21 protein-coding genes are annotated in these 25,657 nt (G+C 73.6%); 6 read left to right on the plus strand and 15 right to left on the minus strand.

Annotated elements, in window-relative coordinates; genetic code table 11:
* Positions 1-161: 161 nt before the first annotated feature.
* Positions 162-1,592 (minus strand): adenosylhomocysteinase, encoded by a 1,431-nt coding sequence (ahcY, locus tag TCUR_RS19935; protein WP_012854369.1) that lies wholly within the window; start codon positions 1,590-1,592, stop codon positions 162-164.
* A 112-nt stretch (positions 1,593-1,704) separates the two neighbouring features.
* Between ahcY and TCUR_RS19940 the strand changes: the two genes are divergently transcribed.
* Positions 1,705-2,040, plus strand: coding sequence for a MerR family DNA-binding transcriptional regulator (locus TCUR_RS19940; protein ID WP_012854370.1), 336 nt, complete (start codon positions 1,705-1,707; stop codon positions 2,038-2,040).
* A 4-nt stretch (positions 2,041-2,044) separates the two neighbouring features.
* Here TCUR_RS19940 and TCUR_RS19945 read toward each other — a convergent pair whose 3' ends face one another.
* From TCUR_RS19945 to TCUR_RS19970, 7 genes are all read right to left on the minus strand, one after another.
* Positions 2,045-3,004: a calcium/sodium antiporter gene (locus TCUR_RS19945; RefSeq protein ID WP_012854371.1), complete on the minus strand. Its 960-nt coding sequence runs from the start codon at positions 3,002-3,004 to the stop codon at positions 2,045-2,047.
* 49 nt (positions 3,005-3,053) lie between these two features.
* A complete protein-coding gene (locus TCUR_RS19950) occupies positions 3,054-3,920 on the minus strand; it encodes a universal stress protein (RefSeq protein ID WP_012854372.1) in 867 nt (288 codons plus the stop codon).
* Between the two features lie 506 nt (positions 3,921-4,426).
* A complete protein-coding gene (locus TCUR_RS19955) occupies positions 4,427-5,374 on the minus strand; it encodes a cation diffusion facilitator family transporter (RefSeq protein ID WP_012854373.1) in 948 nt (315 codons plus the stop codon).
* Positions 5,375-6,514 (minus strand): bifunctional phosphoglucose/phosphomannose isomerase, encoded by a 1,140-nt coding sequence (locus TCUR_RS19960; protein WP_012854374.1) that lies wholly within the window; start codon positions 6,512-6,514, stop codon positions 5,375-5,377.
* 284 nt (positions 6,515-6,798) lie between these two features.
* A complete protein-coding gene (locus tag TCUR_RS25825; protein ID WP_012854375.1) occupies positions 6,799-6,975 on the minus strand; it encodes a Trm112 family protein in 177 nt (58 codons plus the stop codon).
* Positions 6,976-8,346, minus strand: coding sequence for a phosphomannomutase/phosphoglucomutase (locus TCUR_RS19965; RefSeq protein WP_012854376.1), 1,371 nt, complete (start codon positions 8,344-8,346; stop codon positions 6,976-6,978).
* Between the two features lie 112 nt (positions 8,347-8,458).
* Positions 8,459-8,860, minus strand: a complete 402-nt coding sequence (locus tag TCUR_RS19970; protein WP_012854377.1) for a DUF3499 domain-containing protein — start codon at positions 8,858-8,860, stop codon at positions 8,459-8,461.
* A gap of 241 nt (positions 8,861-9,101) precedes the next feature.
* Between TCUR_RS19970 and TCUR_RS19975 the strand changes: the two genes are divergently transcribed.
* Positions 9,102-9,569, plus strand: coding sequence for a metallopeptidase family protein (locus TCUR_RS19975; RefSeq protein WP_012854378.1), 468 nt, complete (start codon positions 9,102-9,104; stop codon positions 9,567-9,569).
* Positions 9,570-9,583: 14 nt separating this feature from the next.
* On the opposite strand, the gene TCUR_RS19980 is transcribed toward TCUR_RS19975, so the two are convergent.
* Positions 9,584-11,389: a DUF5719 family protein gene (locus tag TCUR_RS19980; RefSeq protein WP_012854379.1), complete on the minus strand. Its 1,806-nt coding sequence runs from the start codon at positions 11,387-11,389 to the stop codon at positions 9,584-9,586.
* 552 nt (positions 11,390-11,941) lie between these two features.
* Here TCUR_RS19980 and TCUR_RS25145 point away from each other — a divergent pair.
* Positions 11,942-12,646: a hypothetical protein gene (locus TCUR_RS25145; protein WP_012854381.1), complete on the plus strand. Its 705-nt coding sequence runs from the start codon at positions 11,942-11,944 to the stop codon at positions 12,644-12,646.
* Here TCUR_RS25145 and TCUR_RS19985 read toward each other — a convergent pair.
* From TCUR_RS19985 to TCUR_RS25150, 3 genes are all read right to left on the minus strand, one after another.
* Positions 12,565-15,783 carry a glycosyltransferase family 2 protein gene (locus tag TCUR_RS19985; RefSeq protein ID WP_012854382.1) on the minus strand — a complete coding sequence of 1,073 codons (3,219 nt, stop codon included), beginning with the start codon at positions 15,781-15,783 and terminating at the stop codon, positions 12,565-12,567. The genes TCUR_RS25145 and TCUR_RS19985 overlap by 82 nt on opposite strands.
* Positions 15,784-16,203: 420 nt before the next feature.
* A complete protein-coding gene (locus tag TCUR_RS19990; RefSeq protein ID WP_012854383.1) occupies positions 16,204-16,467 on the minus strand; it encodes a WhiB family transcriptional regulator in 264 nt (87 codons plus the stop codon).
* Positions 16,468-16,647: 180 nt separating this feature from the next.
* Entirely contained in the window at positions 16,648-17,466 is an 819-nt protein-coding gene (locus TCUR_RS25150) for a mechanosensitive ion channel family protein (protein ID WP_012854384.1), read from the minus strand.
* A 138-nt stretch (positions 17,467-17,604) separates the two neighbouring features.
* On the opposite strand from TCUR_RS25150, the gene cofD reads away from it, so the two are divergent.
* Both cofD and TCUR_RS20005 read left to right on the plus strand, forming a co-directional pair.
* The gene (gene cofD, locus TCUR_RS20000; protein ID WP_012854385.1) at positions 17,605-18,549 is read left to right on the plus strand and encodes a 2-phospho-L-lactate transferase; all 945 of its coding nucleotides are present in this window, start codon (positions 17,605-17,607) and stop codon (positions 18,547-18,549) included.
* Positions 18,546-19,841, plus strand: a complete 1,296-nt coding sequence (locus TCUR_RS20005; protein ID WP_012854386.1) for a coenzyme F420-0:L-glutamate ligase — start codon at positions 18,546-18,548, stop codon at positions 19,839-19,841. Before cofD ends, TCUR_RS20005 begins: the two co-directional genes overlap by 4 nt.
* A gap of 189 nt (positions 19,842-20,030) precedes the next feature.
* Here the strand turns inward: TCUR_RS20005 and TCUR_RS20010 are convergent, their stop codons facing one another.
* From TCUR_RS20010 to TCUR_RS20020, 3 genes are all read right to left on the minus strand, one after another.
* Positions 20,031-21,098 carry a substrate-binding domain-containing protein gene (locus TCUR_RS20010; RefSeq protein ID WP_012854387.1) on the minus strand — a complete coding sequence of 356 codons (1,068 nt, stop codon included), beginning with the start codon at positions 21,096-21,098 and terminating at the stop codon, positions 20,031-20,033.
* Between the two features lie 274 nt (positions 21,099-21,372).
* Positions 21,373-23,952 (minus strand): bifunctional FO biosynthesis protein CofGH, encoded by a 2,580-nt coding sequence (locus tag TCUR_RS20015; protein WP_012854388.1) that lies wholly within the window; start codon positions 23,950-23,952, stop codon positions 21,373-21,375.
* A gap of 60 nt (positions 23,953-24,012) precedes the next feature.
* Positions 24,013-25,008, minus strand: a complete 996-nt coding sequence (locus TCUR_RS20020) for a LysR family transcriptional regulator (RefSeq protein WP_012854389.1) — start codon at positions 25,006-25,008, stop codon at positions 24,013-24,015.
* A gap of 230 nt (positions 25,009-25,238) precedes the next feature.
* Here TCUR_RS20020 and TCUR_RS20025 point away from each other — a divergent pair, with 230 nt between their 5' ends.
* Complete coding sequence (locus tag TCUR_RS20025) at positions 25,239-25,487, plus strand: hypothetical protein (protein ID WP_012854390.1); 249 nt, start codon at positions 25,239-25,241, stop codon at positions 25,485-25,487.
* The last annotated feature ends 170 nt before the right edge of the window (positions 25,488-25,657 follow it).

Consider the following 25,657-nt stretch of genomic DNA (forward strand, 5'->3'; position numbering starts at 1 on the left):
CGCGGCGGTCTCCTCCGCGCCCCCGAACCGCCGTGATCATATTGCCGTTTTACGGACGGCCCTATGACCACGGCGGCAGGGGTGCCGGGGCCGAGCGGCTTGAGATCGCCCTGCGCGCGCCGCGGCGGCCCGGACGCGCGCAGGGCCCCGGTGACATCCGCTCAGTAGCGGTAGTGGTCGGGCTTGTAGGGGCCCTCCACGTCCACGCCGATGTACTCGGCCTGCTCCTTGGTCAGCTTGGTGAGCTTGACGCCCAGGGCGTCCAGGTGCAGGCGGGCGACCTTCTCGTCCAGGTGCTTGGGCAGGGTGTAGACGCCGACCGGGTACTGGTCGGTCTTGGTGAACAGCTCGATCTGCGCGATCACCTGGTTGGTGAAGGAGTTCGACATCACGAACGAGGGGTGGCCGGTGGCGCAGCCCAGGTTCATCAGCCGGCCCTCGGCCAGCACGATGATGGAGTGGCCGTCGGGGAAGCGCCACTCGTGCACCTGCGGCTTGATCTCGACCTTCTCGACGCCGGGGATGCGGGCCAGGCCGGCCATGTCGATCTCGTTGTCGAAGTGCCCGATGTTGGCCACGATCGCCTGGTGCTTCATCCGCTCCATGTGGTCGGCGCGGATGACGTCGCGGTTGCCGGTGGCGGTGATGAAGATGTCGGCGGTCTCGACGACGTCCTCCAGGGTGGTGACCTGGTAGCCGTCCATGGCGGCCTGCAGCGCGCAGATCGGGTCGATCTCGGTGACGATGACCCGGGCGCCCTGACCGCGCAGCGCCTCGGCGCAGCCCTTGCCGACGTCGCCGTAGCCGCACACCACCGCGACCTTGCCGCCGATCAGCACGTCGGTGGCGCGGTTGAGGCCGTCGATGACCGAGTGGCGGCAGCCGTACTTGTTGTCGAACTTGGACTTGGTGACCGAGTCGTTGACGTTGATGGCCGGGAAGCGCAGCGTGTTGTTCTTGGCCATCTCATACAGCCGGTGGACGCCGGTGGTGGTCTCCTCGGTGACGCCCTTGATGGCCTTGACGGTCTCGGCCCAGCGGCCCGGACGCTCGGCGATGGTGCGGCGCAGGGTGTTCAGGAAGACCTTCCACTCCTCGGAGTCGTCCTCGGAGGGGGTCGGCACCGCGCCGGCCTCTTCGTACTCGGCGCCCTTGTGGACCATCAGCGTGGCGTCGCCGCCGTCGTCGAGCAGCATGTTCGGCGGGCTGCCGTCGGGCCACGACAGCGCCTGCTCGGTGCACCACCAGTACTCCTCCAGGGTCTCGCCCTTCCAGGCGAAGACCGGGACGCCCTGCGGGTTGTCGGGGGTGCCGTTGGGGCCCACCACGACCGCGGCGGCGGCGTGGTCCTGGGTGGAGAAGATGTTGCAGCTCACCCAGCGGACGTCGGCGCCGAGCTCGACCAGCGTCTCGATCAGCACGGCGGTCTGCACGGTCATGTGCAGCGAGCCCATGATCTTGGCGCCGCGCAGCGGTTTGGCCGCGGCGTATTCGCGCCGTACCGCCATCAGGCCGGGCATCTCGTGCTCGGCGAGCCGGATCTCCTTGCGGCCGAACTCGGCCAGCGAGAGGTCGGCGACCTTGAAGTCCATGATTGCGAAAGCTCCTCAGCGTCGCGGGTACGGCTGCGAGTCTAGGGCCGCCGCTCCCGGCTTGGCAGGAGCGAAGGCGACTTCTTGACACTAATTCGTCAGAATTGACGGCATGCGTATCACAGAGGCCGCCCGGCGGCTGGGCACCTCGCCCCGGATGCTCCGCTACCGCGAAGCCCTGGGCCTGCTTCCCCCCACCCGGGAATCGGGGGGCCATCGGCGGTTCGGGGAGGCTGAGCTGCAGGCCGTGGCGCTCGCGCTCGCCCTGGAGCGGCGCTATGACATCAGCCCGGCCGAGCTGGCCTTCGGCCTGCGGGTGCTGGCCGAGCCGGAGGTGCAGGCCCGGGTGCGCGAACTCGGCGAGCGCATCGGCCGGCTGTCGGCGCGGCCCACCCGCGCCCTGGACTTCGAAAAGGAAAAGGCCCTGCGCCTGCTGCGCCGCACCTGAGAGCTCAGGTGCGCACGAAGAGGAGATAGCCGAGATAGACGAGGTAGGCCAGGACGAATGAGCCTCCCTCCAGCCGCGTCAGTTCGCGGCCGCTGACGAACGCGGGCACGCAGACCAGGACCGCGGCGACCATGAGGGGCAGGTCGATGCGGACCAGCTGCGCCGCCAGCTCCACGCCATCGGAGGGCACCAGCGCCGTCACCCCGAGGATGAGGGCGATGTTGTAGACGCTGGAGCCGATCAGGTTGCCCACGGCCACGTCCCGGTGGTCGCGGATCGTGGCGACGACCATGGTGGCGAACTCCGGTGCCGAGGTGCCGACGGCCACGATGGTCAGCCCGATGACGGCCTCGGAGACCCCGAACCGCCGGGCGAAGTCCACCGCGCCGTTCACCAGCCAGTCGGCGCCGGTGACGATGACGACGATGCCGGCCAGCAGCACGCAGCACTCGGCGGCGATCAGGGCGGCCGAGCGCCCGTGGGCGGGCGGCGGCGTCTCCTCCTCGTACTCCAGCCGGACGTCCGCGCTCTCGCGCCGGCTGGAGCGGACGATGACGACGGTGTAGCCGACGGCGATCGCCACCAGCAGCGCGCCGTCGAGGCGGGAGAGCCTGCGGTCGGCGACCAGCGCCAGCAGCACCACCGCGGTGAGGCTCATCATCGGCAGGTCCAGCCGGAGCGTCCGGCCGTGCAGCGGCAGCGGCCGCAGCAGGGCGCTGAAGCCGAGGATGAGCATGAGGTTGACGACGTTGGTCCCGGCGATGTTGCCCACCACGATGTCCCCGGCGCCGATCAGGGCCGCGTCGATGCCGATGGCCAGCTCGGGCGCGCTGGTGCCGATCGCCACGATCGTCAAACCGATGATCATCGGTGCCACGCCCAGCCGCCTGGCCAGCCGCGCGCTGGCGCGCACCAGCAGCTCGGCCCCCACCACCAGGGCGGCGAGCCCGGACAGGATCAGCACGGCGGCGCCCCCTCGGGGCACGCGCCCGGGAGGCCGCCGCCCATCCCTGTCATCGGCCGCCGGAGCCGCCGACGACCGCCACGGGGCAGCGGGCGCGGTGCACCACCGCATGGGCGACCGATCCGGCGAGCATCCCGTGGAAGGCGCCGCGGCCGCGCGAGCCCACGACCATCAGGCCGGCCTCGGCCGACGCCTCGATCAGGACCGGTTCCGGCGCGCCGTCGACCCTGCGGGTGAGGACTTGGAGCCCGCGGCGGCCGGACCGGGCCGTCGTGCGCGCCCGGCGCAACGCCGCGTCGGCCCCGGCCCGGACCTGCTCCGGATCGACGCCCGGCGCCAGCATCTCCCCGGTGCAGCAGATCAGCTCCAGCCGGGCCCGCCGGCCGCTCGCATAGTCGGCGGCGAAGGCGACCGCTTGCAGGGCGGCCGGGGAGCCGTCCACCCCGGCCACCACGGGACGGCCGGGCCCGGCGGTCCACTCGCCCATGCCCTGCTCCACCACGACCACGGGGCACTCGGCCCGGGCCGCCACGGAAAAGGAGATGGACCCCAGCAGGGTCTCCACGACCGGCCCGCGGCCCCGGGAGCCGACCACGACCAGTTCGGCGTGCGCCGAGGCCTCGATCAGCGCCCGGGTGGGGCTGGTCACCACCGTCATGCCGCCGACCTCAAGGCGCGGGCAGACGGCCAGGGCCTCGGTGACGCCCTGTGCCGTCACCTCCTCGGCCGCCTCCAGCGCACCGGGCTCAAAGGCCAGCGGCTCGGTGCCGGACGGCAGCGTCATCCCGGGCCAGTTCGCGGCGAACAGCACCGTCAGCGGAACGCCCCGGTGGTCCGCCTCGCGCGCCGCCCAGGCCAGCGCGTCCCGGGCGTACTTCTTCCCGTGGTAACCGACCACGACCGGCGATGCGCTCATCGGCTCCCCCTGCGTCGGCTGCGCCGGTCTGCGGCGACTTCACACCCCCACGGTGTCCGGTACCCACCGTGACGGTGCCGTCGCACACTCCTTTTCAGGGCCGGTTCAACATTCGTTCCGCTGGGAGGGGGCCACTCTCATTCAGGGGCGGAAAGCGCATCAGTGCCCCGCACTCGGCTCCGCCGCTCGATTCAGGGACCGCCTTGGGGCGCCGCCACCGCTCGTCTCAGCGCGGTGGTACCTCCGTAGGGGACCTCCCCCTGCAGGACGATGCGTTTTCCATCCTTGCGGCGGACGATCGGGGCACCGCCGTGAACGTAGTCTCGTCGGTGTGACGGGCCGGGAGCGCTCGCGCACCGGGGGGTCGCGATGCCGGGCCGGCCGTCTCACGGGAGGACATCCTCGCCGGCACGGCCGCGGGCGTCTTCAGCGGAAGACGACCGGTCTCGCCTGGGCTGGGGTCGCTGGGCCGGGCCCGCGGCCGGCCGGCGAGGACTCTTCGAAGGTCAGGAGGCCGCCGTCTCCGAGACGGTCTCCTCCGGGGAGGCCTGGTAGAGGTCCGGCTCCAGGTAGATCAGCCGCGCGTGGGGGAACTGGGAGCGCACCTTCTCCTCGGCGGCGTTGATGCCCCGGGCGATCTCGGCGGCGGTCTCGTCGTGGTGGACGGCGATCTTGGCGGCGATCAGCAGTTCCTCGGGGCCGACGTACTGGGTGCGGATGTGGATGACCCGGGCGACCTCCTCCACCGACTCCAGGGCGGCCACGATCTGCTGCTCGACCTCCGGGCCGGCGCCCTCGCCGATCAGCAGGCTCTTGGTCTCGACGGCCAGGATGATCGCGATGGCGGCCAGCAGCAGTCCGATGGCGACGGTGCCGACGCCGTCCCAGACGCCGTTGCCGGTGATGACGGCCATGGTGACGCCGAACAGCGCCAGGATCAGGCCGACCAGCGCGCCGAGGTCCTCCAGCAGCACCACCGGCAGTTCGGGGGCCTTGGCGTGCCGGACGAACTGCACCCAGGACTTGTCGCCGCGCAGGTGGTTGGACTCCTGAATGGCGGTGCGGAAGGAGAAGGACTCCATCAAGATCGCCACGATCAGCACGCCGAAGGCCCAGGCCGGGGATTCCACTTCGTGCGGATCGGTGATCTTGTGGATGCCCTCGTAAAGGGAGAACGCCGCACCCACCGTGAACAGCACCACCGCTACGACAAAGGCGTAGAAGTAGCGCTCCCGTCCATATCCGAAGGGGTGCTGGGGAGTGCGGGCCCGTTCGGAACGCTTGCGGCCCAGCAGCAGCAGGCCCTGGTTGCCCGAGTCCGCCACCGAGTGAATGGACTCGGCCAGCATCGACGACGAGCCGGTGAACACGAACGCCACGAACTTCGAGGCGGCGATCCCGAGGTTGGCGGCCAATGCGGCGATGATCGCCTTTGTTCCGCCTTCAGCACTCATTTACGCAATCCTCGCTTTGAGCTCTTGGATGGCAGACACGGGCGTGGGGTCGACGCCCAGTGCGATAGCCAAGTAAACCGTGACGTAGTCGCTCATAGCGATGAGACTGGCGATTCTCTCCAGGGGATGCACTCCCTCGGCCGTGATCTCGGTCACCGCGATGCCGCGCTCGCGGGCCAGCTCCGCCGAGATCTCCCGCCGCTTGACCACCTGGGGGTGCTCGTCGGCATCGCGCAGCATCACCAGGTGCAGCCGCGTCCTTTCGGCCTCTTCGGCCCGGTCGCGGAAGAAGTCGTCGATGTCACCGGCCGTCCCGCCGGCGAAGAACCCGTCGAAGGCCACCACCTGGTTGTGGTTGGCCTCCGGCAGCCCGCCGAACACCGCCGGGTATTTGGCGTTCTCGTTGAGCTGGCAGCACATGCGGTAGGCGACGGTGGCGGCCAATTCCGACGAGCCCCACACCATCGGCAGCTCACCGGCCAGGTCCAGGGCGATCTGCTTGGCGGGGTTGACGAACGACTCGCTGGTGGGGCGGCAGCGGTAGGCCACCTCCTCCAGGCGCCGGGCGGTGGCCTCCAGCACCTCGTCGGAGACGCGGGTGAGCCCCAGCTCGCGGGCGGCCAGCACCAGCGGGATCGACAGCCCCCACAGCGTGGAGCGCGGCTGCCCGGCCGAGCGCACCGGCACGAACGGCGCCCGGGCCCGCGCCGCCAGCTCGGCCAGCGGGGAGTCCTCCCCGCCCACCATCAGCATCCGGCAGCCCCGCCGCATGGCCTCGGCCGCCACCAGCAGGGTCTCCTCGGTGGTGCCGGAGCACGACACCGCGATCACCAGGTCGGCCGCGCCCACCCAGCCCGGCAGCCGGTAGCCGCGCACGGTGACGATCGGGACGGGGCAGCCGACGCCGCAGACCGCGGCCAGCACGTCCCCGGAGATTCCCGAGCCGCCCATGCCGGCGACCACCACGGCCCGCGGCCGTCCGTCCTCGGCCAGCCGCTCCAGCCCCGCCTCCCCGGCCAGGTACCGGGCCTGCCGGACCTGCGCCGCCGACGAGGCCACCTGCCGCAGCATGTCACCGGGATCCGCGGCGGCCAGCGCCTGCGGATCATCCAGCCGCCCGGAGTCAACGATCACGCTCACGTCTCTCCTCATCCCCCGCGTGCCCGCCGGCCGGTCCCGCCGCCGGTTCGCACGCGTTCCCCCGCTCGCTACGACACGCCCTTCCCCCGTCGCGCGCCGCCTCATCCTTGCGGCGGCGTGCACTCCCCGGTCAGGTCCGCGCCGCGCGCCCCCGGCCCGCACGCGTTCCTTTCTCGCCCGCGGCACGTTCCAAGGCACGACCTTCCCGCGCGGTGTGACGCTTCATCCCCGACCCGCTCTGCCGGGGCTTGGATCGGCCTTCGTGCCGCGTGCCGCCGGCCGGATCACGAAGACGGGGTCCGGGCCTCGTCCACGAGAAGGACCGGGATGTCATCGCGCACCGGGTAGGCGTAACCGCACTCGCCGGTGCACACCAGTTCGTCCGCCTTCTCATCGGCCCGCAGGGCTCCCCGGCAGTTGGGGCAGGCCAGGATGTCCAGCAGCCAGGAGTCGAGCTTCATCTATTTCTCCCTAACGATGGCCAGGACCTCGTCGCGGACGGCTGCCATCGTCTTGCCGTCGGTGGCCTCCGCGTTGAGACGCAGCAAAGGCTCGGTATTGGACGGACGAAGGTTAAACCACCACTCGTCGGCGCTGACCGTCAGCCCGTCGAGCTCGTCGATGGTGACGCCCGGACGGCCGGCGAAGGCCGCGCGGACCCGTGCGGTCGCCGCGGCCTGGTCGGCCACCTCGCTGTTGATCTCACCGGAGGCGGCGTAGCGGTCGTATTCGCGCAGCAGCTTCGACAGCGGCTCCTCTTGCTCGCCGAGAGCGGCCAGCACGTGCAGCGCCGCCAGCATCCCCGAGTCGGCGTACCAGAAGTCGCGGAAGTAGTAGTGCGCCGAGTGCTCGCCGCCGAACACCGCGCCACTCTCGGCCATGGTCTGCTTGATGAACGAGTGGCCGACCCGGGTGCGGATCGGGGTGCCGCCGTGCTCGGCGATGATCTCCGGGACGGCCCGCGAGGTGATCAGGTTGTGCACGATGGGCGCGCCGGGGTGCCTGGCCAGCTCCCGCACCGCCACCAGCGCGGTGATCGCCGACGGGGAGACGATCTCGCCGCGTTCGTCCACCACGAAGCAGCGGTCGGCGTCGCCGTCGAAGGCCAGCCCGATGTCGGCGCCGCTTTCGCGCACGGCGGCCTGCAGGTCGCGCAGGTTCTCCGGGTCGATCGGGTTGGCCTCGTGGTTGGGGAAGGTGCCGTCCAGCTCGAAGTACAGCGGGACCACCTCGATCGGCGGGGCGGACGCCCCGTCGCGGCCCCGGCCGAACACCGCGGGCACGGTGTGCCCGGCCATACCGTTGCCGGCGTCCACCGCGACCTTCAGCGGGCGGATGCCGCTCAGGTCCACCAGGCGGTGCATGTGCTCGGCGTAACCGGCCAGCAGGTCGCGGCGCGTCACCGTGCCGCGGGGGCCGCCGTGGGCGGGCACCCCCTCCTCCACCAGCCTGCGGATGTCGGCCAGGCCGGTGTCGCGGCCGATGGGACGGGCGCCGGCCCGGCACATCTTCATGCCGTTGTACTGGGCCGGGTTGTGACTGGCGGTGAACATCACGCCGGGCAGGTTCAGGCTGCCGCTGGCGTAATACAGCAGGTCGGTGGAGCCCAGCCCGGCCTCGATCACGTCGGCGCCCTGGGCGGTGGCGCCCCGGGCGAACGCCGCTGCCAGCGGCTGGGAAGACGGACGCATGTCGTGCGCGGTCACCACCCGAGCCGCTCCGGTCACCCGCACGAACGCCGCTCCCACGGCTTCGGCGATGCCTTCGTCGAGCTCTTCCGGCACCACGCCGCGAACGTCGTAGGCCTTGAAGATCTTCGCGACGTCGCCCAATACCGCCCCCTGGGTCCAGGTCGTACGCCGCCGACGGCGTACCCAAGCCGAGATGAGCCTACCGGGACCCGCTCAGGCGGCCGGTACCTCCCTCGGCACGGCGCGTCCGCCTTCAGTCGGACTCCTGCTCGCCGGTGCCGGCGGACGGCTTGGCGGGCGGCGTGATGTCGGAACGGAGCACTCGCAGATGACCCCGGCGGCCCACCTCGACGCCCTGCCCCACCGGCTCCTCCTCGGGAGCGGGCCGGCGGGCGGCCTCGCGCACCGCGTCGGCGAGGGCCTCCAGGTCGTCGGTGCTGGGACGGCCGTCCTCGGCCGGCGGCAGCCGCACCAGCTCCCAGCCCACCGGGGCGGTGAGCCGCTCCGAGTGCTCCGCGCACAGGTCATAGCAGTGCGGCTCGGCGTACGTGGCGAGCGGTCCCAAGACCGCGGTCGAGTCGCGGTAGACGTACGTGAGCGTGAAGACTGCTGGCTCCTTACACGCGGTGCGGGAGCAAATTCGGGCGGGGCTCACGATGGCCGACCGTACCTCCCATCCGTCGTATACGCCACCACCACCGCGGTCGTGTCGCCATTACCGCGTCAATTCATGGGTAACCGCCCCAATACCCGCCGTGCGCCGCGCTCCGCCCGCCGTGTCGATCCACGTGCTGAACTGGGCCATCGCCAGTGACGTCCCGGGAAGATAAGCTCGGATTCGTGCGATCCCTGACCGCTACCTCGGTCCCCGCAGGACCCGGTGATCGGTGAGCGCGATGGCCTCCGGTCAAAGGATCCGGCGCCGTGACCGGCGTGGCCGCGGCGTGCGCGGCCCGCTGCTGCCGCCCGAGGCCCCCTTCGCCCTGACCCGGGCGGAGCGGTTCGACGGGCTGGTGCGCGATGAGGTGAACCGGCTCGGCCGGCGCTGGGGCCGCGAGCTGGCCGGGGTGGAGTTCGTGGTCGAGGAGGTCCCCAAGGTGGGGCCCCGGGGCGATGTGCTCGGCTTCGACGAGCCGGTGCCGCTCAGCCTGACCCGCCCCTCCGACGGCAGGCATCCGCTGCGCATCGTGGTGTTCCGGCGGCCGATCGAGGCGCGGGCCGGGATGGGCGGCGCGGGCGGCCGCGGCATCGACGAGCGCGAGCTGGCCCGCCTGATCCGCGACGTGCTGGTGGAGGAGGTCGCCGACCTGCTGGGGCTGTCCCCGGAGTCGGTGGACCCCAGCTACGACTCCCCCGACGACTGAGCCGCCCCGCGCGCTCAGGGGATCAGGACCCGCTGGGAGTCGAGCACCGGCGGCAGCAGCAGCGTGGTGACGGCCGGCACCACCGGCAGCACCGTGAACAGCCCGCCGTCCCGGCCGGTCTGCAGCACCCGGGCGGCGTGCACCGGGCCGGAGCCCGGCTGCGGGACGATCAGCACGCCGAAGCCCTTCTCCCCAGTGGGGGCGGACGGCTCCACCTGGGCGGTGCGGCCCGCGGGGATCCGCACCTGCCGCGGGGTTCCGGCCCGGCCTCGGCCGTCCACCGTGGTGACCGTCACCGTCGCCTCCCGTTCCGGTGCGGTGAGCAGCAGCACGGACTCGAACCGGTTGTCGGCGACGACCCCGCCGGCGGCGCCCAGCGGCGCCGTGGCCGTGCCGTAGCCGACGTCGTCGCCGCGCGCGACGGCCAGTCCGGCCACCACCGGCTTGTCGGAGGTCAGCCGCACCGCCGCGGCCTTGCCCGACAGGGCGCGCTCCAACGTCACGGAGGTGACCGTGCGGGCGGGAAGGTCCACGGTGTCGCGCCCTTCGGGGGCGAACGCGCCGCTGGAGGTGAGCACCTGGATGCGGACGCGGGCGTTGTCCTGGCCGGGAACGGCCAGCAGCAGCCTGCGTTCGCCGCCGCCCTCGGGGATGCCGGGCACCGTCAGCGACGTGGCCGGGGCGCCGGCCGCCGGCAGCCAGTCCACGCCCCCGCCGTCGTCCGCCCGCACCCGCAGCGCGGCGGCCACCCGCCCGGTGGTGGCCTGCACCCGCAGGGCCAGCACCTGCGCCGTCTGCACGATCTCGCCGAGCCCTTCGGGGCCGTCCCCGATCCGGACGACCCTGGTGGAGCCGGGGTCGATCGGCAGGCCGCGCCCGTCCAGGGTGTCCAGCGGCCCCTCCCCTGACAGCGCCGTCAGGTCCACCACGGCGGTCTGGGCGTCGAGGTTGGTCAGATGCAGCTCCAGCCGGTCGGCGGCCAGCGGACCGGGGCCGACGAACCACAGGTCGGTGCCGGGTTCGCCGCAGCGGACCGCGGCCAGCCCGCGGTCGGCGCCGCTGCCGCGGTGGCTGGTGTGCTCGGCCTGCAGCCCTCCGGCCAGGGCGCCCCGCGCCTTGATCACATACGCGCCGGCTCCGTCCGCGACGTCCTTGCTCCAGGGCGTCCCCGTGCCGGTGATGGACGCGACGGCCTTGCCGTCCTTGAGGGAGGACACCTCGGCCCGCCCCGTTCCGCCGGACCCGCCCGGCGGGGTGAGGACGCTGACCGTGCCGTCGGTGGGCGCGGGGCAGGCCAGCATGGCGCTGGTGACCGGGACCCTGCGGGGCGCCCCGGCCGCCGCCTGGCCGCCGGACGGCCGTGACAGCGCCGCCGCCCCGTACAGGGCCGCCACCGCCACCAGCAAAAGCGCCGCCGTGGCGTACCGGTACCGCAGCACCTGGACGGCCAGGGCCACCAGGCGCTGCTCCCACTTTTCGGCCTGCTCCCACAGCAGCCGCCACACCGGCTCCCGGCGGCCGGTCCGATGGGTTCCGCCGCTGTCCGCCCGGTCGCCGGTCTTGCCGTCCGGGGCTTCCTTGGGCCGGTCCTGCCGGCCCGTGTCCGCGCCGGGGGCCTCCGCCGCGCCGCCGTGTTCTTGCGTCTGCGGGGACGCGGCGCCGGCCCGGCCTTCGGCCGCATCCCCGTGGCCGGGAAGCCCTCCGGGCTCGGACGCGTCCCGGACCTTGGCCGCCGCATCGGGCCCGGCCTCGTTGGGAGAGCCGATCACACCACGGGCCGCGGGGGGTTCGGATCCGACCTTGCCGTAGGACCCGAGCACGTCATGGAACCCTGCCGCGTCGAAAGACCGGCCAAGGCCCGTGGCCCCGCCGCCGGAGCCGACCGCGGCAGAAGGTCCCGTCGTCTCGGAGGGCGCGGCCGTCCCGAAAGACCGGGCAAGGCCGAAGGAGGTGAGCGCTTCCCGGCCACCGGACGGTTCACCGGGCCCGGTCAGATCACGCGAGCCGGCCTCGCCGAGAAGGCCGGCACCGCCCGGGGGCCAGGCCAGGGCGTGCGGCACCGTCCCTTTGTGGAGAGGGGTCGCTTCGGAAGAGCCCTCCTCATCGCGCGGCGGGGCCATGCCGCAGAGCCCGGCCACGTCGCGAAGACCGGAGCCGCCTGCGGGACCGGTTCTCTCGCGAAGGCCCGCTCCTTGGCCGCCGCCTGGTTCTTCGTGAGGGCCGAGCCCTTCGTGAAGGGCCGCCCCGTCCTGAGGGGCGGGCAGGGCACCGGGCTCACCGCCAAGACCGGACCCGTCATGGAAGCCGTGCCCATCACCGGAGCCGAGCCCTCCGGGGGAAGAGGCGGCCTCACCACGTGAACCGGGCTCATCGTGGGCGACGGGCCCGCCGGGCTCACTGCGCGAGCCGAACTCACCACCGAAGCCGCGGTCATCACGAGAACCGGCCCCGTCCTGAGAGGCCGGTCCTTCACCGGCATCGGGCTCGTCATGAGAGCCGGTCCCGCCGCTCAGACCGGGCTCACCGCGAACATCGCGGGCGTCACCGGAACCGTCCCCCTCACGGGAGCCGAGTCCGCCGCCGGAACCGGATCCCTCAAGAAGGCCGGGTTCATCCGACGAGCCGAGCCCGCCGTGGAAACCGGGCTCGTCATGAGAGCCGGGGCCGATTCCGTCAGAGGAATCGAGTTCCTTGTGAGGGACGGGGTCGTCGTGAGGATCGAGCCCGTCTTGAGAGCCGGCTTCGTGGCGGGGGCCCGGCTCTTCGTGAGAGCCGAGTCCACCTCCAGGACCGGGCTCGTCGTGAGAGCCGTCCCCGTCCCGGGAATCCGTCTCCCCACGGGGGCTGAGCCCTTCATGGGAACCGGCCTCGCCGGGAGAGCCGGTCTCCTCGTGCGGTTCCGGCTCATCACGAAGGCCGAGCCCGTGACCAGGGGCGGGCTCGGTGCCGGGAGGGTCGTCCGGGCGGGGAAGGTCCGGGGTGTCGGGGTGGTCGGTCATGAAGGTTCTCCGGCGGTGACCGGCGGCTCGGGTTCGCGAGCAGAGGGCGGGGCGGGGGTCGCGTCGGGACGGGCCTGACGGGCGTTGCGGCCGCGGCGGGCGCGGCGGCCCCGGCGGCGGGCGCGGCCCGGTGCCGGGAAGGCGGAGGCCCGGGCGCCGGGCAGGGCCAAGGCCGCGACGACCAGGACGGCGCCGCCCTGAACGGTCACCCAGACGTGCCGCAGCCGCATGTCCCGGCGCAGTTCGAAGCGTCCGCCGGACGGCGGGATGTCATAGGCCAGCGCCCAGCCGTCGACGCGGCGGCCGGGCAGCCGGGCGCCGTCCAGCGTGGCCCGCCACTTCCCGTCGGCGGGTTCGGCCAGCAGCAGGGTGCGGGAGCCGCCGCCCGGCGGGATGCGCACCGCGGCCTCGACCCGGCCGGCGGGCAGCGGGGTGATGCGCCCGCCCTCGATGAGCAGCAGCCGGCCGGAGGGGGACAGCAGCCGCCAGATGCCGAACTCGTCGGTGCGGCTGAGGCGGGTCAGACCGGAGGAGGCGTCCAGCACGGCCGCGGTCGGGTCCTGGGCGGGGCGGGGCACCAGGATGTACTGCACGCCCATCCGGGTGAGGGCGGCGCCGTCGCCGTGCCCGGCGGCCAGGGTGGCGACCAGGGCGTCCATCCGCCGCCGGGCGGCCGGGTCCGCCGGGGTCTCGGCGTCGCCCAGCCCGGGCTCGGCGCCCCGCAGCACGGTGTAGCCGACCCGGCCCGTCCCGTCCCGGTTCAGCACGAGGGTGCGGGGCGCGGTGGGACCGTCGATGAAACCGGGGACGGTCTCATCCGACACCTCCTGCAGCGGCCCGCGGGCGCCGCCGGCCACCCACAGCACCCCGGCCAGCGCGGGCGCGCTCAGCGCGGCCGCCATCACCAGCCCGCCGCCGATCCGGCTGATCAGGTCCCTGGCGGTCAGTGCCACGGCGGCGCGCAGCACGGCGGCGACCGCGGCCACCAGCGCCCCGGCCGCCCCCAGCAGCAGCGCCGCCCCGGGCCAGGCGGCCGCCCGCTCGGCCCCCTTGGTCACCGTGACGGCGCTGACGCCGACGGCGACCAGCAGCCCGAACAGGGTGAGCGTCCAGCCGGTCAGCACCACGGTGCGGCCGCTGCGCAGCAGCAGCGCCACCGCCGCCGGCAGCAGCAGCCCGCACAGCGCCCACCACGGCGGGGTGCCCGGCCCGCCCGGGTTGAAGGTCAGCAGCGACAACGCGCCGGGCGCCGGATCGGTGCCCGGGTGCAGTCCCGTCTCCAGCAGGAAACGCGAGGGGTGCCGCAGCAGCGTCAGCGTCCACGGCAACAGCAGCAGCGGCGGGACCCCCAGCGCGATCAGCAGCCCGCGGTCGATCCGCCGGCCGCCCCGCACGCCGAAGGCGGCCCGCACGACCAGGCCGCTCACCACCGCCAGCGGCCAGGTCAGCGGCACGAACGCCATCGCCACCGCCAGCAGCAGCGCCACCGCCCAGGCGGCCCGGCGCCGCTGCTTGCGCGGCAGCCGGCTGCTGCGGGGCAGCCCGTACATCCGGGCCGTCTGCCAGACGATCAGCGGCAGCAGCACCAGCACCACGGCGGTGCCGAGCCGTCCGGTGGAGACGGCGCCGGTGGCCACCGGCAGCAGCGCGTACGTCGCCGCGATCCAGACGCGCACGGCGGCCAGGGGAACGCGGCGCCCGTCGCCGCGGCGCAGCGCCCGGCGCCCGGTCTTCGGCGGCGGGGGCTCGACCACCAGCGCGCGGGCGGCGGCATAGGCGGTGAGCCCGGCCAGCGGGACGGCGCCCAGCAGCAGGATCGACACCGCCAGCCAGGGTTTGCCCAAGGTCACGGTGGACAGCGCGGCCAGCGCCCCCAGCGACGGCGGCGCCTGCTCGGCCGAGCCCAGGCCGACCGGGTGCCAGTTGGCGGCGTACCGCTCCCACAGGTCGCTCGCCCCGCCCGGGGCGGGCGCCAGCGCACCGCCCCCCAGCCGGTCGCCGGCCAGCAGCAGCGTCCGCTCGGCGGCCACCGCGAGGACGCCCAGCAGCAGCGTCAGGACGGCGGCGGGGCGGCTGAGCACGCGCCGCAGCCGGCCGGGACGCTCGGGGAGGTCCTCCTGCTCGCCGCGGTGGCGGCCCTCGCGGTACAGCCAGGCGGCGAGACTGTCGATGAACCGGCGCAGCGCGACGCCGCGCGGCAGGAAGCGCCGGACGGTGTGGTAGACGCGCCGGCTCCCCTCGGCCCGCGCCGCCCTGGCCCGGCGGAGCCTGCCGGGGGCGCCCAGCACGTCCCACAGCGCGGCCAGCTCATCGCGCGCCGCCTCCTGCCGTTTGGCCGCCAGCAGGTACAGCACGCGCAGCACGGTGCCCGCCAGGTTGCGGACCAGCGCCCGCGCCGCCGGCCCGGCGGGCAGGTTGGCCAGCAGGACGTGCAGCGCGTTGCGGCGGTCGCGGCGGCGCGGGGAGCCGATCGGGACGCCGATGTCGCGCAGCCCCCGGGCGGAGGCCTCGGCGTGGTAGACGACCGCGTCGCTGACCACCACCACGCGGTACCCGGCGGCGTGCACCCGCCAGCCGAAGTCGACATCGTCGCGGAAGAGCCCGAAGTCGGGGTCGAGCCCGCCCACCCGCTCCCACACGTCGCGGCGCACCAGCATCCCGGCGGTGCTGACCGCCAGCACCGTGCGGACGCCGTCGTGCTGGCCCTGGTCGAACTCCCTGCGCTCCACGCCGGTCTCGCGGCGTCCCGCCCCGTCGATGGTCACGCCGACTTCCAGCAGCAGCCGCCGGTCGTGCCAGTCGCGCAGCTTGGGTCCCAGCACGGCGGCGTTGGGGTCGGCGTCGGCGGCCTCCAGCAGCACTGCCAGGGCGTCGGCGGCCGGTGCCGAGTCGTCGTGCAGCAGCCAGATCCACTCGGTGCGGGGCTCGCCGGGGTGTTCGTCGGGAACCGGCAGCGCGGCGGCGCGGTGCCGCAGCGCCCGGGCGACCGCCTCGCCGTAGCCGGTCTCGGGCGGCAGCCGCAGCAGGTTGCCGTCGCCGACGACCTCGGTGAGCACGGCGGGGCCACGGTCGGTGCTGCCGGTGTCCACGGCGACCAGGCGTTGCACCGGCCTGCTCTGGGTCAGCAGCGCCTTGAGCGTCTCCGGCAGCCAGCGCCCTCCTTGGTGGGCGACCAGGACGGCCGTGACGACGTGGCGATCGAGAGTGGGCGGCAAGGGTCCCTCGATCTGAGTCGACGGTTGTTCCTCCCGTCCCCCGCCCGCCGGGGGACGGACCGGCCGTCCGCCGCGCGGGCGGGGCGTGCCGGGCGGCCCGTCCCGGCCGCCTGCTGCGGACGGCCGCCGGACGGACACGGCGCAATCACCATACGCTCAGGTGTACGTCTCGCGCCGGACATCCCCCCGAAACCGGGACCGGGGATGGGTCTTGCGCCACTCCCCCGCCTGCGGCCCGCAGTCCGTTCACACCGGTTTTCCGTGCGGAATCGGCCCGTGCAGATCACCGGCGCCGGTGGGGCGGGTCGGCCCCCTTATAAAGCTCAACGGCCCGAGCCGCCTGCGCTGCCGGCCGGCGAAGCCGGCCGGTGGTTGAGCGACCCGGGCCGTATCAGACGGCCGACCCGGCCAGGTGCCAGGTCAGACCGCCTGGCGCTTGAGCTTGCGGCGTTCCCGTTCCGACAGACCGCCCCAGATACCGAAACGTTCGTCGTGCTGTAGCGCGTACTCCAGACACTCGGCCCGTACCTCGCAAGCTCGGCACACTTTCTTGGCCTCGCGGGTTGAGCCGCCCTTCTCCGGAAAGAAAGCCTCCGGATCCGTCTGCGCGCACAAGGCGCGCTCCTGCCAGCTCAACTCTTCACCGAATGTGCCGTGCGCCAGCGGGATCACGACCTCGCTCACGCGCACCTCCTAGCCCGTGGAGCCCCCGATCATGCCTTCCCTCGAGCCCTGGTCCCCCCGAGAAGAAGAACTACACCACTGAAATTACACGCGTGTAGCGCCTGCTCCGTCAAGCGGAACGACCTGCGGCGGGGGCATAGCGGTTGTTTCGGCGCGAAGCGATCTGCGCCGGCGGGGTTATTACTGCTGAGGACGGCTATCGCGGTACCACTCACCGCCGTTTTCCGGCCCCTGCTGCTCCTGCTGCCCATAACCCGGAGCGGACTGCTGCTGGCCGCCGCCGTAGGCGCGGGTCCACTCGCCGGCGCTCTCCTCCTCCAGCGACTGGCCGCCCTGCTGGGGCTGCTGGTAGGGGCCCTGCTGGGGCTGCTGGTAGCCGGCCTGCGGGGGCTGCGGGTAGCCCTGCTGCGGCTGCTGGTACTGCGAGTGGACGTAATTGCCCTGCTGGGGCTGCTGGTAGCCGGCCTGCGGGGGCTGCGGGTAGCCGCCCTGCTGGTAGCCGTAGTCGGGGTAGCCCTGCTGCACCTGCGGGGCGGGGGCGGCGGGCTTCATGCCCTGGAAGACGGTGAAGACGAACCAGGCACCGACGCCCATGACGGCCAGCTTGGCCGCCCCGTAGAGGAAGATCGAGAACTTGGCGACGGCGGCGCCCTCCACGCCGCCGGTGTCGGCGACCAGCCCGGCCAGCCAGGAGATCACGCCGAAGGCCAGCGCGACCCCGAAGACGCCCAGCGCCGCCAGGACGATGGTGCGGGCCTGCTTGGCGGCCGGCTCCCAGGTGGCCAGCAGCACCGCCACGACCAGGATCACGGTCACCGCGACGCCGGTGATCAGCCCCAGCTGGAGGGTCTCGGTCATCGCCCGGAGGGTGAACGTCCCGCCGCCTAGATACCTGCCCGCCAGGAGCATGACCAGGCCTGCCAGCACGTGCAGGCCGGCCGCGATGGTCAGCACCCAGGCGGCCGGTTCGCGCAGACGCTGGATCGCTTCCTTGTTCACGACATTCTCCAGATCGGTTCAGATAGCGTCCGTGTCGGTCCGCAAAGCTTTGCACACCATGCGTCCCGCTGTCCGGAGCCGGAGCCGAGGCGGACCGCGCCCGACGCGCCACCTGGAGCTCCCCATAGGCTGGCGGCCATGAGGATCGTGGTGCTGGCGGGCGGCATCGGCGGGGCTCGCTTCCTGCGCGGACTCAAGCGGGCCGCGCCCGACGCCGAGATCACCGTCATCGGCAACACCGGGGACGACATATTCCTGTTCGGTCTGAAGGTATGCCCCGATTTGGACACGGTGATGTACACCCTCGGCGGTGGAATCAACGAGGAGCAGGGCTGGGGCCGGGCCGGGGAGACCTTCCACGTCAAAGAGGAACTGGCCGCCTATGAGGTGGAGCCGACCTGGTTCAACCTGGGCGACCGGGACTTCGCCACCCACATCGTGCGCACCCAGATGCTGTCGGCGGGGTACCCGCTGTCGGCGGTCACCGAGGCGCTGTGCCACCGCTGGCGGCCGGGGGTGCGGCTGATCCCGATGACCGACGACCGCGTGGAGACCCACGTGGTGATCACCGACGGGCAGGGCCGGCGGGCGATCCACTTCCAGGAGTGGTGGGTGCGGCTGCGGGCCTCGGTGCCGGCCGAGGCGATCGTGGCGATCGGCATCGAGGACGCCAAGCCCGCCCCGGGGGTGCTGGAGTCCATCGAGCAGGCCGACGTGGTGCTGCTGCCGCCGTCCAACCCGGTGGTCAGCGTGGGCACCATCCTGGGGGTGCCGGGCATCCGCGAGGCGGTGGCGGCCAAGACGGTGGTGGGGGTCTCCCCGATCATCGGCGGGGCGCCGGTGCGGGGCATGGCCGACGCCTGCCTGCGCGCCATCGGGGTGGAGACCAGCGCCCGCGCGGTCGCCGAGCACTACGGCCCGGACCTGCTGGACGGCTGGCTGGTGGACGAGGCCGACGCCGAGGTGGCCGAGCAGGGCATCGAGGGCATCGCGGTGCGGGCCCGTCCCCTGCTGATGACCGACCTGGAGGCCAGCGCCGACATCGCCCGCGCGGCCCTGCGCCTGGCCGAGGAGCTGCGGTGAACGGCTCCATCGAGATCTTCGGCGTGCCCGGGCTGCCGGAGGTGCGCCAAGGAGACGACCTGGCCGCGCTGATCGCCGGGGCCTGCTCCCCGGCCGACGGGGACGTGCTGGTGGTCACCTCCAAGATCGTCAGCAAGGCGGAGGGGCGCATCCTGGCCGCCGCCGACCGGGAGAAGGCGATCGACGCCGAGACCGTGCGGGTGGTGGCGCGGCGCGCCCACCCGGGCGGGGAGACCCGCATCGTGGAGACCCGGCACGGGCTGGTGCTGGCCGCCGCCGGGGTGGACGCCTCCAATACCCCGCCCGGCACCGTGCTGCTGCTGCCGGAGGACCCCGACGCCTCGGCCCGCCGCATCCGTGCCCGGCTGCGCGAGCTGACCGGGGCGCGTGTGGCGGTGCTGGTCACCGACACCATGGGCCGGGCCTGGCGGATGGGTTTGACGGACGCGGCGATCGGGGCGGCCGGGCTGCAGGTGCTGCAGGACCTGCGGGGCCGCACCGACCCGCACGGCAACCGGCTGGAGTCCACCGTGACCGCGGTGGCCGACGAGATCGCCTCGGCCGCCGAGCTGGTCAAGGGCAAGCTGGCGGGGGTGCCGGTGGCGGTGGTGCGCGGGCTGGGCCACCTGGTCACCGACGAGGACGGGCCCGGGGCGCGCGCCCTGATCCGCCCGGCCGCCGAGGACATGTTCCGCTACGGGTCGGCGCAGGTGCTGCACGCCCGCCGCACCGTGCGGGAGTTCACCGACGAGCCGGTGGATGCGGCGGCGGTGCGGCGGGCGGTGGCGGCGGCGATCACCGCGCCCGCCCCGCACCACACCACGCCGTGGCGGTTCGTGCTGCTGGAGTCGGCCGAGACCCGGACCCGGCTGCTGGATGCGATGCGCGAGGCGTGGGAGGCCGACCTGCGCGGGGACGGTCTCGGCGAGGAGTCGATCGCCAAGCGGCTGCGGCGCGGCGATGTGCTGCGCCGCGCGCCCTACCTGATCGTGCCGTGCCTGGTGATGGACGGGGCGCACAGCTACCCCGATCCGCGCCGTTCGACGGCCGAGCGGGAGATGTTCTTGGTGTCGATGGGCGCGGGCGTGCAGAACCTGCTGGTGGCGCTGGCCGTGGAAGGGCTGGGCTCGTGCTGGGTGTCCAGCACGATGTTCTGCCGGGACGTGGTGCGCCGCGTGCTGGACCTGCCGCAGAGCTGGGACCCGATGGGCGCGGTGGGCGTCGGCCGTGCCGCCGCGCCGCCCCGGGAGCGCCCGCCGCGGTCCCCGGACGCCTTCATCGAGGTCCGCTGAGCGGGGCGCGGGCCGCGCGGACCGGCACGCCGAGGAGGGCGAAGCGCCGGTCCGCGCGTCCCGGCCCCTCGCTCGCCGGTTCTCGGCCGGGTGCCGGTCTTGGAGGCCACGGCGCGGTGAACGCCGCTGCGAGGCGCCTCGGACGGCCGTGGCGTGAGCGCAGGTCCGTGGCGTCCGGCACGGAGCCGGTCACTTCCAGGAGCGGAGTGCGCGGTCGATCTGGCGCTGGGTGGGGAGCCTCAGCGGCCTGGGCGGGTCGGGGTCCAGGCCGTGGCGGCGGGCGTAGCCGCCGTTGATGGTGCCGTCCGGGGCGCGGAAGCCGTAACGCTGCAGGGTGTCGCGGGTGGCGCGGGAGCGCAGCGCGGAGGCGAACGCCTCGACGGCCTCGCGCCGCTGCGGCTCCTGGGCGATGACGGCCATCGGGTAGTCCACCATCAGCGTGCCCTCCCGCGGGGTGAGGACGACCGCGGGGTTGGGCCGGTGCGTTTCGTTGTAGGCGACCACGGCCTGCTCGGTGGTGACCACCAGGGGACGGTCGAAGCGTTCCAGGGAGGTCAGCTCCTCCAGCATCGCCTCCATGTCCTTAGGGGCGGTGCGTTTCAGCTCGTCCAGGAATTCGCCGCGGGCACCGGCGACCTGCTCCAGGGCGATCATGGCGAAGGTGCCGCTGGTGTTGGCGGACGGGTCCAGCATGCGGCGGGCCAGGGTCATGCCCCCGGCGAGGGGCGAGCGCAGCAGCCGCCAGCTCGGCCTCACCCCGGCGGCCTGCAGTTCCCGGCCGGCCGGACGGGTGGTGGCCAGCACCACCGGGGAACCGGCCAGCGCGGTGGGCACCTGCGGCAGCAGCGACTCTGCGGCCCCGGCCCGGCGGGCGACGGTGAACCAGATCGCCGACTCCGGCACCCACCCGTCGGCGCTGGCCCGGCCGGCGGCCAGGTCGGCGGCGACCTTGGCCGACCCCTCGGCGACGATCTGCACCTCCACGCACCGGTCGGCCACCCGGTGGTGCTGGGTGCCGAACCGGTCGGCGATGTCGCGCAGCGCCGGGGCGATCTCCGGCTGGGCGGCCACCGTGACCGGCAGCGGCGGCCCCGGGCAGGGCTCGGTCAGCGTCACGTACGCCCAGGCGCCGCCGCCGATGACGGCCAGCAGCACGGCGATGAGCGCCGCGAGCGCCCGCGGCCGCCGCCACGGCGCCGCCTTCGGCGACGGGGACGCCGCGGGGGATACGGCGGGGGGTACTTCGTCCGAACGCACCTGCTTCCTCCGGTCAGCCGACCGCAGTGGACCGCCGCCGGGACGAGCCCCGCCCCGGCCGGGCGCTGCGGGACCACGGCCCCCTGGCCGGAAGGCCGGACGGCCGCGACGCGGCGGGAGCCGTCCGGCCCGACCATCGAAAGGACCGCCCCAAGGAAACCAGACGCCCGCCTCGGTGCGAAGACCACCCGGCCTTTTGTGGAAACGCCGGTCCTCTGGCGGGAACCGGACGGCCGCCACGGGCCGTGGCGGCCGTCCGGGGCGGCCGTGCCGGTCAGGTGACGAGCGGCAGGTCGATGCGGCCCTTGGCGGCGAGGGCGAAGTGGCCGACGCCGTCGGTGCGGCGGGCGGCCTCGATGCGTTCGGCGGGCGGCCGCTCGTACAGGGTGGTGCGCTGGACGGCGGGGCGGCCGGCGCGGGCGGCGATCTGCTCCAGGGAGGAGATCGTCTTGAACGAGCCGTGGTCGGAGCCGGCCATGCGGCTGATGGTCTCCTCCATCAGGGTGCCGCCCAGGTCGTTGGCCCCGCCCTGGAGGATCTGGGCGCACAGGTCGTCGCCGAGCTTCACCCACGAGCACTGGATGTTGTCGATCGCGCCGTGCAGCAGGATGCGGGCCAGGGCGTGCACCGCCCGGTTCTCCCGGGCGGTCGGCCCGGGGCGGGCCAGCCCGGCCAGGTAGATCGGGGTGTTGTGGTGCACGAACGGCAGCAGCACGAACTCGGTGAAGCCGCCGGTGCGCTCCTGGATGGAGCGGATCAGCCGGATGTGCGCCACCCAGTGGGCGGGGGTGTCCACATGCCCGTACATCATCGTGGACGTGGTGGGGATGCCCAGCTCGTGGGCGGTGGTGACCACCTCCACCCAGGCCGAGGTGGGCAGTTTGCCCTTGGTGAGCACCCAGCGCACATCGTCGTCGAGGATCTCGGCGGCGGTGCCGGGCAGCGAGTCCACCCCGGCCTCCTTGGCGGCCTGCAGCCAGTCCCGGATGGACATGTCGGCGCGGGAGGCGCCGTTGACGACCTCCATGGGGCTGTAGGCGTGCAGGTGGATGCCGGGGGCGCGGCGCTTGACCTCGCGGGCCAGGTCGAAGTAGGCGGTGCCGGGCAGGTCGGGGTGGATGCCGCCTTGCATGCAGATCTCGGTGGCGCCGGCCTGCCAGGCCTGCTCGACCCGCTGCCCGACCTGCTCCAGCGACAGCGTGTAGGCGTCGGCGTCGGTGCGGCGCTGGGCGAAGGCGCAGAACCGGCAGCCGGTGTAGCAGACGTTGGTGAAGTTGATGTTGCGGGTGACGATGTAGGTGACCTCGTCGCCGACGGCGTCCTTGCGCAGGTCGTCGGCGAGGCGGGCCAGGGCCTCCAGTTCGGGGCCGTCGGCGTGCAGCAGGGCCAGGGCCTGCTCGTCGGTGATGCCGGCCGGGTCGCGCTCGGCGGCGGCGAGGGCGGCCTTGACGTCGGCGTCGAAGCGCTGCGGCGCCCGCACCCGCTCGCCGATGGCCCGCCAGTCGCCGTAGATCTCATCGAAGTCGCCGCGGCGGTCGCTGGAGCGGCCGGTGGTGTCGATCTCCACGTGCAGCTCGGTGCGGCCGGCCGCCTGCGGAAACCCGCCGTCCGGCTCCTGCCAGGGCAGGCCGCGCGGGACGGCGTCCGGGCGGGCCAGCCCGGTGACCGGGTCGGCCAGCGCGGCGACGTGCGCGGCCACCCGCGGGTCCAGCCAGGGTTCGCCGCGCTTGATGTACTCGGGGTAGACGGTCAGCCGTTCCCGCAGTTCAAAGCCGTGCTCGGCGGTGCGGGCGGCCAGCTGTTCGATCTGCGGCCAGGGCCGTTCGGGGTTGACGTGGTCGGGGGTGAGCGGGGAGACGCCGCCCCAGTCGTCGATGCCGGCCCGCAACATCAGCGCGTACTGGTCGTCCACCAGGTTGGGCGGGGCCTGGATGCGGGCCTTGGGGCCGAGCACCAGGCGGGTCACCGCGATGGCGGCGGCCAGTTCCTCCAGTTCGGCGTCGGGGACGCCGCGCATCTTGGTGTCGGGCTTGGCGCGGAAGTTCTGGACGATCACCTCCTGGATCGCCCCGTACTCCCGCATGGTCTTGCGGATGGCGAAGATCGCGTCGGCGCGTTCGGCGGGGGTCTCGCCGATGCCGATGAGGATGCCGGTGGTGAAGGGGACGCTGCTGCGCCCGGCGTCCTCCAGCACCCGCAGCCGCACGGCGGGGTCCTTGTCGGGGGAGCCGTAGTGAGGGCCGCCGCGCTCGGTGAACAGGCGGGTCGCGGTGGTCTCCAGCATCATGCCCATGGACGGGGCGACGGGCTTGAGGCGCTGGAAGTCCCGCCAGGTCAGCACGCCGGGGTTGAGGTGCGGCAGCAGTCCGGTCTCTTCCAGCACGCGGATGGCCATGGCCCGCACGTAGGAGAGGGTGTCGTCGTAGCCGTGCTCGTCCAGCCACCGGCGGGCCTGCTTCCAGCGGTCCTCGGGGCGGTCGCCGAGGGTGAACAGGGCCTCCTTGCAGCCCATCGCCGCGCCCTGCCGGGCGATCTCCAGCACCTCATCGGGGCTGAGGTAGGGGGCCGGCAGGCGGTGGGGGACGGTCGCGAAGGTGCAGTAGCCGCAGCGGTCCCGGCACAGCCGGGTGAGCGGGATGAAGACCTTGCGGCTGTAGGTGATGACGCCGGGGCGGCCCGCCGCTTGCAGGCCCGCATCCCGGGTCCGTGAGGCGTACTCCAGCAGTCGGTCCAGGTGGGGTCCGCGGGCGTGCAGCAGAATGGTCGCCTCGGAGTGGTCGAGGGCCTTGCCGTCGCGTGCGCGGGCCAGCGCCCGTCGTAGTGCCGACTCGGTCACCGTGCTGGCAGAGTCCATGGCCAGCACTCTATGCCAAACGTCATATTCGGCTTCTACCCGGCCCCTGCCGCATACCGGTCAGCGCACCCCGTGGCGGTCTTTATTCCCGTCCTCGGCGGCGGGCGGTGCGTCCGGACGCACCAGGGTCAAGCTCGGGAAACGCGCGACCAGGTCGGCGGCGGAGGCGCGCAGGGCCTCCAGCACGACCCGCACCGACGGCCGCACCTCGGCGCCCACGACCGTCCAGACCACGATGTAACGGCGCAGCGCGGCGTCGGCCAGGTCGCGCACCGCCACGCCGGGGAAGCGCTCGGCCCGCCCGACGTCCGGGAACAGGCACACCGCCCCGGCCCATCCCACCATCGCCATCATCACGTGGATGTCGTTGGTGCGGTGCCGGATGCGCGGCCGGTACCCGGCCAGGTCCACGCAGGCGCGTTCCAGCAGTTCGGCGGAGTTGGTACCGGGGTGGCCGGTCACCCAGGGCTCTTCGGCCAGGTCCGCCAGGCGCACCGGGCCGCCGTGCGCCGCCGCGGGGTGGGCCCGCGGCAGCGCCAGCCGCATCGGCTCGATGATCAGCTGTTCGGCCGACAGCTCGGAGCGGCGGGGCCGGGGCAGCACCGAGTACTCGTCGGTGATCACGATGTCCACCTCGCGCAGCACCAGCGCCTGCAACACCCGGGTGAACTCCTCGTCGATCACTTCGATGGTCAGCTCCGGGTGCCGCTCGGCCAGGCCGGGCAGCACCGGGGCGAGCAGGTTGATCAGCGCGGTCTGGTACCCCACCACCCGCACCACGCCCACCACCCGGCCGGAGGCGGCGGCGGTCTCCTCCTCGGCCTGCTGGGCGCGGGCCAGCAGCTCCTCGGCGTGGGAGGCCAGCACCTCGCCGGCCTCGGTCAGCCGCAGCCGCCGCCCGGCCCGCTCGGTCAGCGGGACGCCCACCTCCCGCTGCAGCTGGGCGAGCTGCTGGGAGACCGCAGAGGGGCTGTAGCCCAGGGCTTGCGCCACCGCGCCGACCGTGCCGCGCAGCTTGAGTTCGCGCAGGATCCGCAACCGGCCCAGGTCCAACATCGTTCAGTGATTCTTACATGTTCCATACAGAAATCGTCGCTGGACCTGAACAATCGGGGCGGTCACACTGGAGACGGCGACACGGGGCGGCGACCCCGTCCCCCGTCGCGACCCGCGCGGGAGCTCACCTTTCTCATTCCGAACCCCTCCGGTATCCCGGACCGGCCCGGACGCAGGGCCGGCTCCCGGGGCCGCGGGGTTCACCGGACCTGCACACAAAGGAAGCCCCCATGTACCTCGTTCTCGGCTTGCTCCTCGCGCTGGCCATCGCCGGGCCGCTGCTGGGCGCCGACACCCGCGACGGCCTGGACTGGACGCCCGGCGACTTCTGGCTGCGGCGCCGCGTTCCCGGACGCGACCGTCCCCGCCGATCCGGCGTGGAAAGGCCCGGCAAGAACGCACGGACCTCGGTTCCCCCCGTCATGGGGGACGGCCGCCGGACGGCTCAGGTCGACCAGACGACCCGCTGCGCGGCCTAAAAGGCCTGTCGGCAAAGTCCCGAAAGCACCGACCCGGCCGGGCTCAGTCGCCTCCGGCGACGCCCCGCCGGGTGGCCTTGCAGCCGGCATCGCGCGCCCGGTGGATTCCGTGCAGCCGCCCGGACGATGCGGCCGGGACAGCTCGCCCGCCCCCGGCGGGCTCTGGCGGC

Source organism: Thermomonospora curvata DSM 43183 (genome assembly GCF_000024385.1).
Taxonomy (GTDB): Bacteria; Actinomycetota; Actinomycetes; order Streptosporangiales; family Streptosporangiaceae; genus Thermomonospora; species Thermomonospora curvata.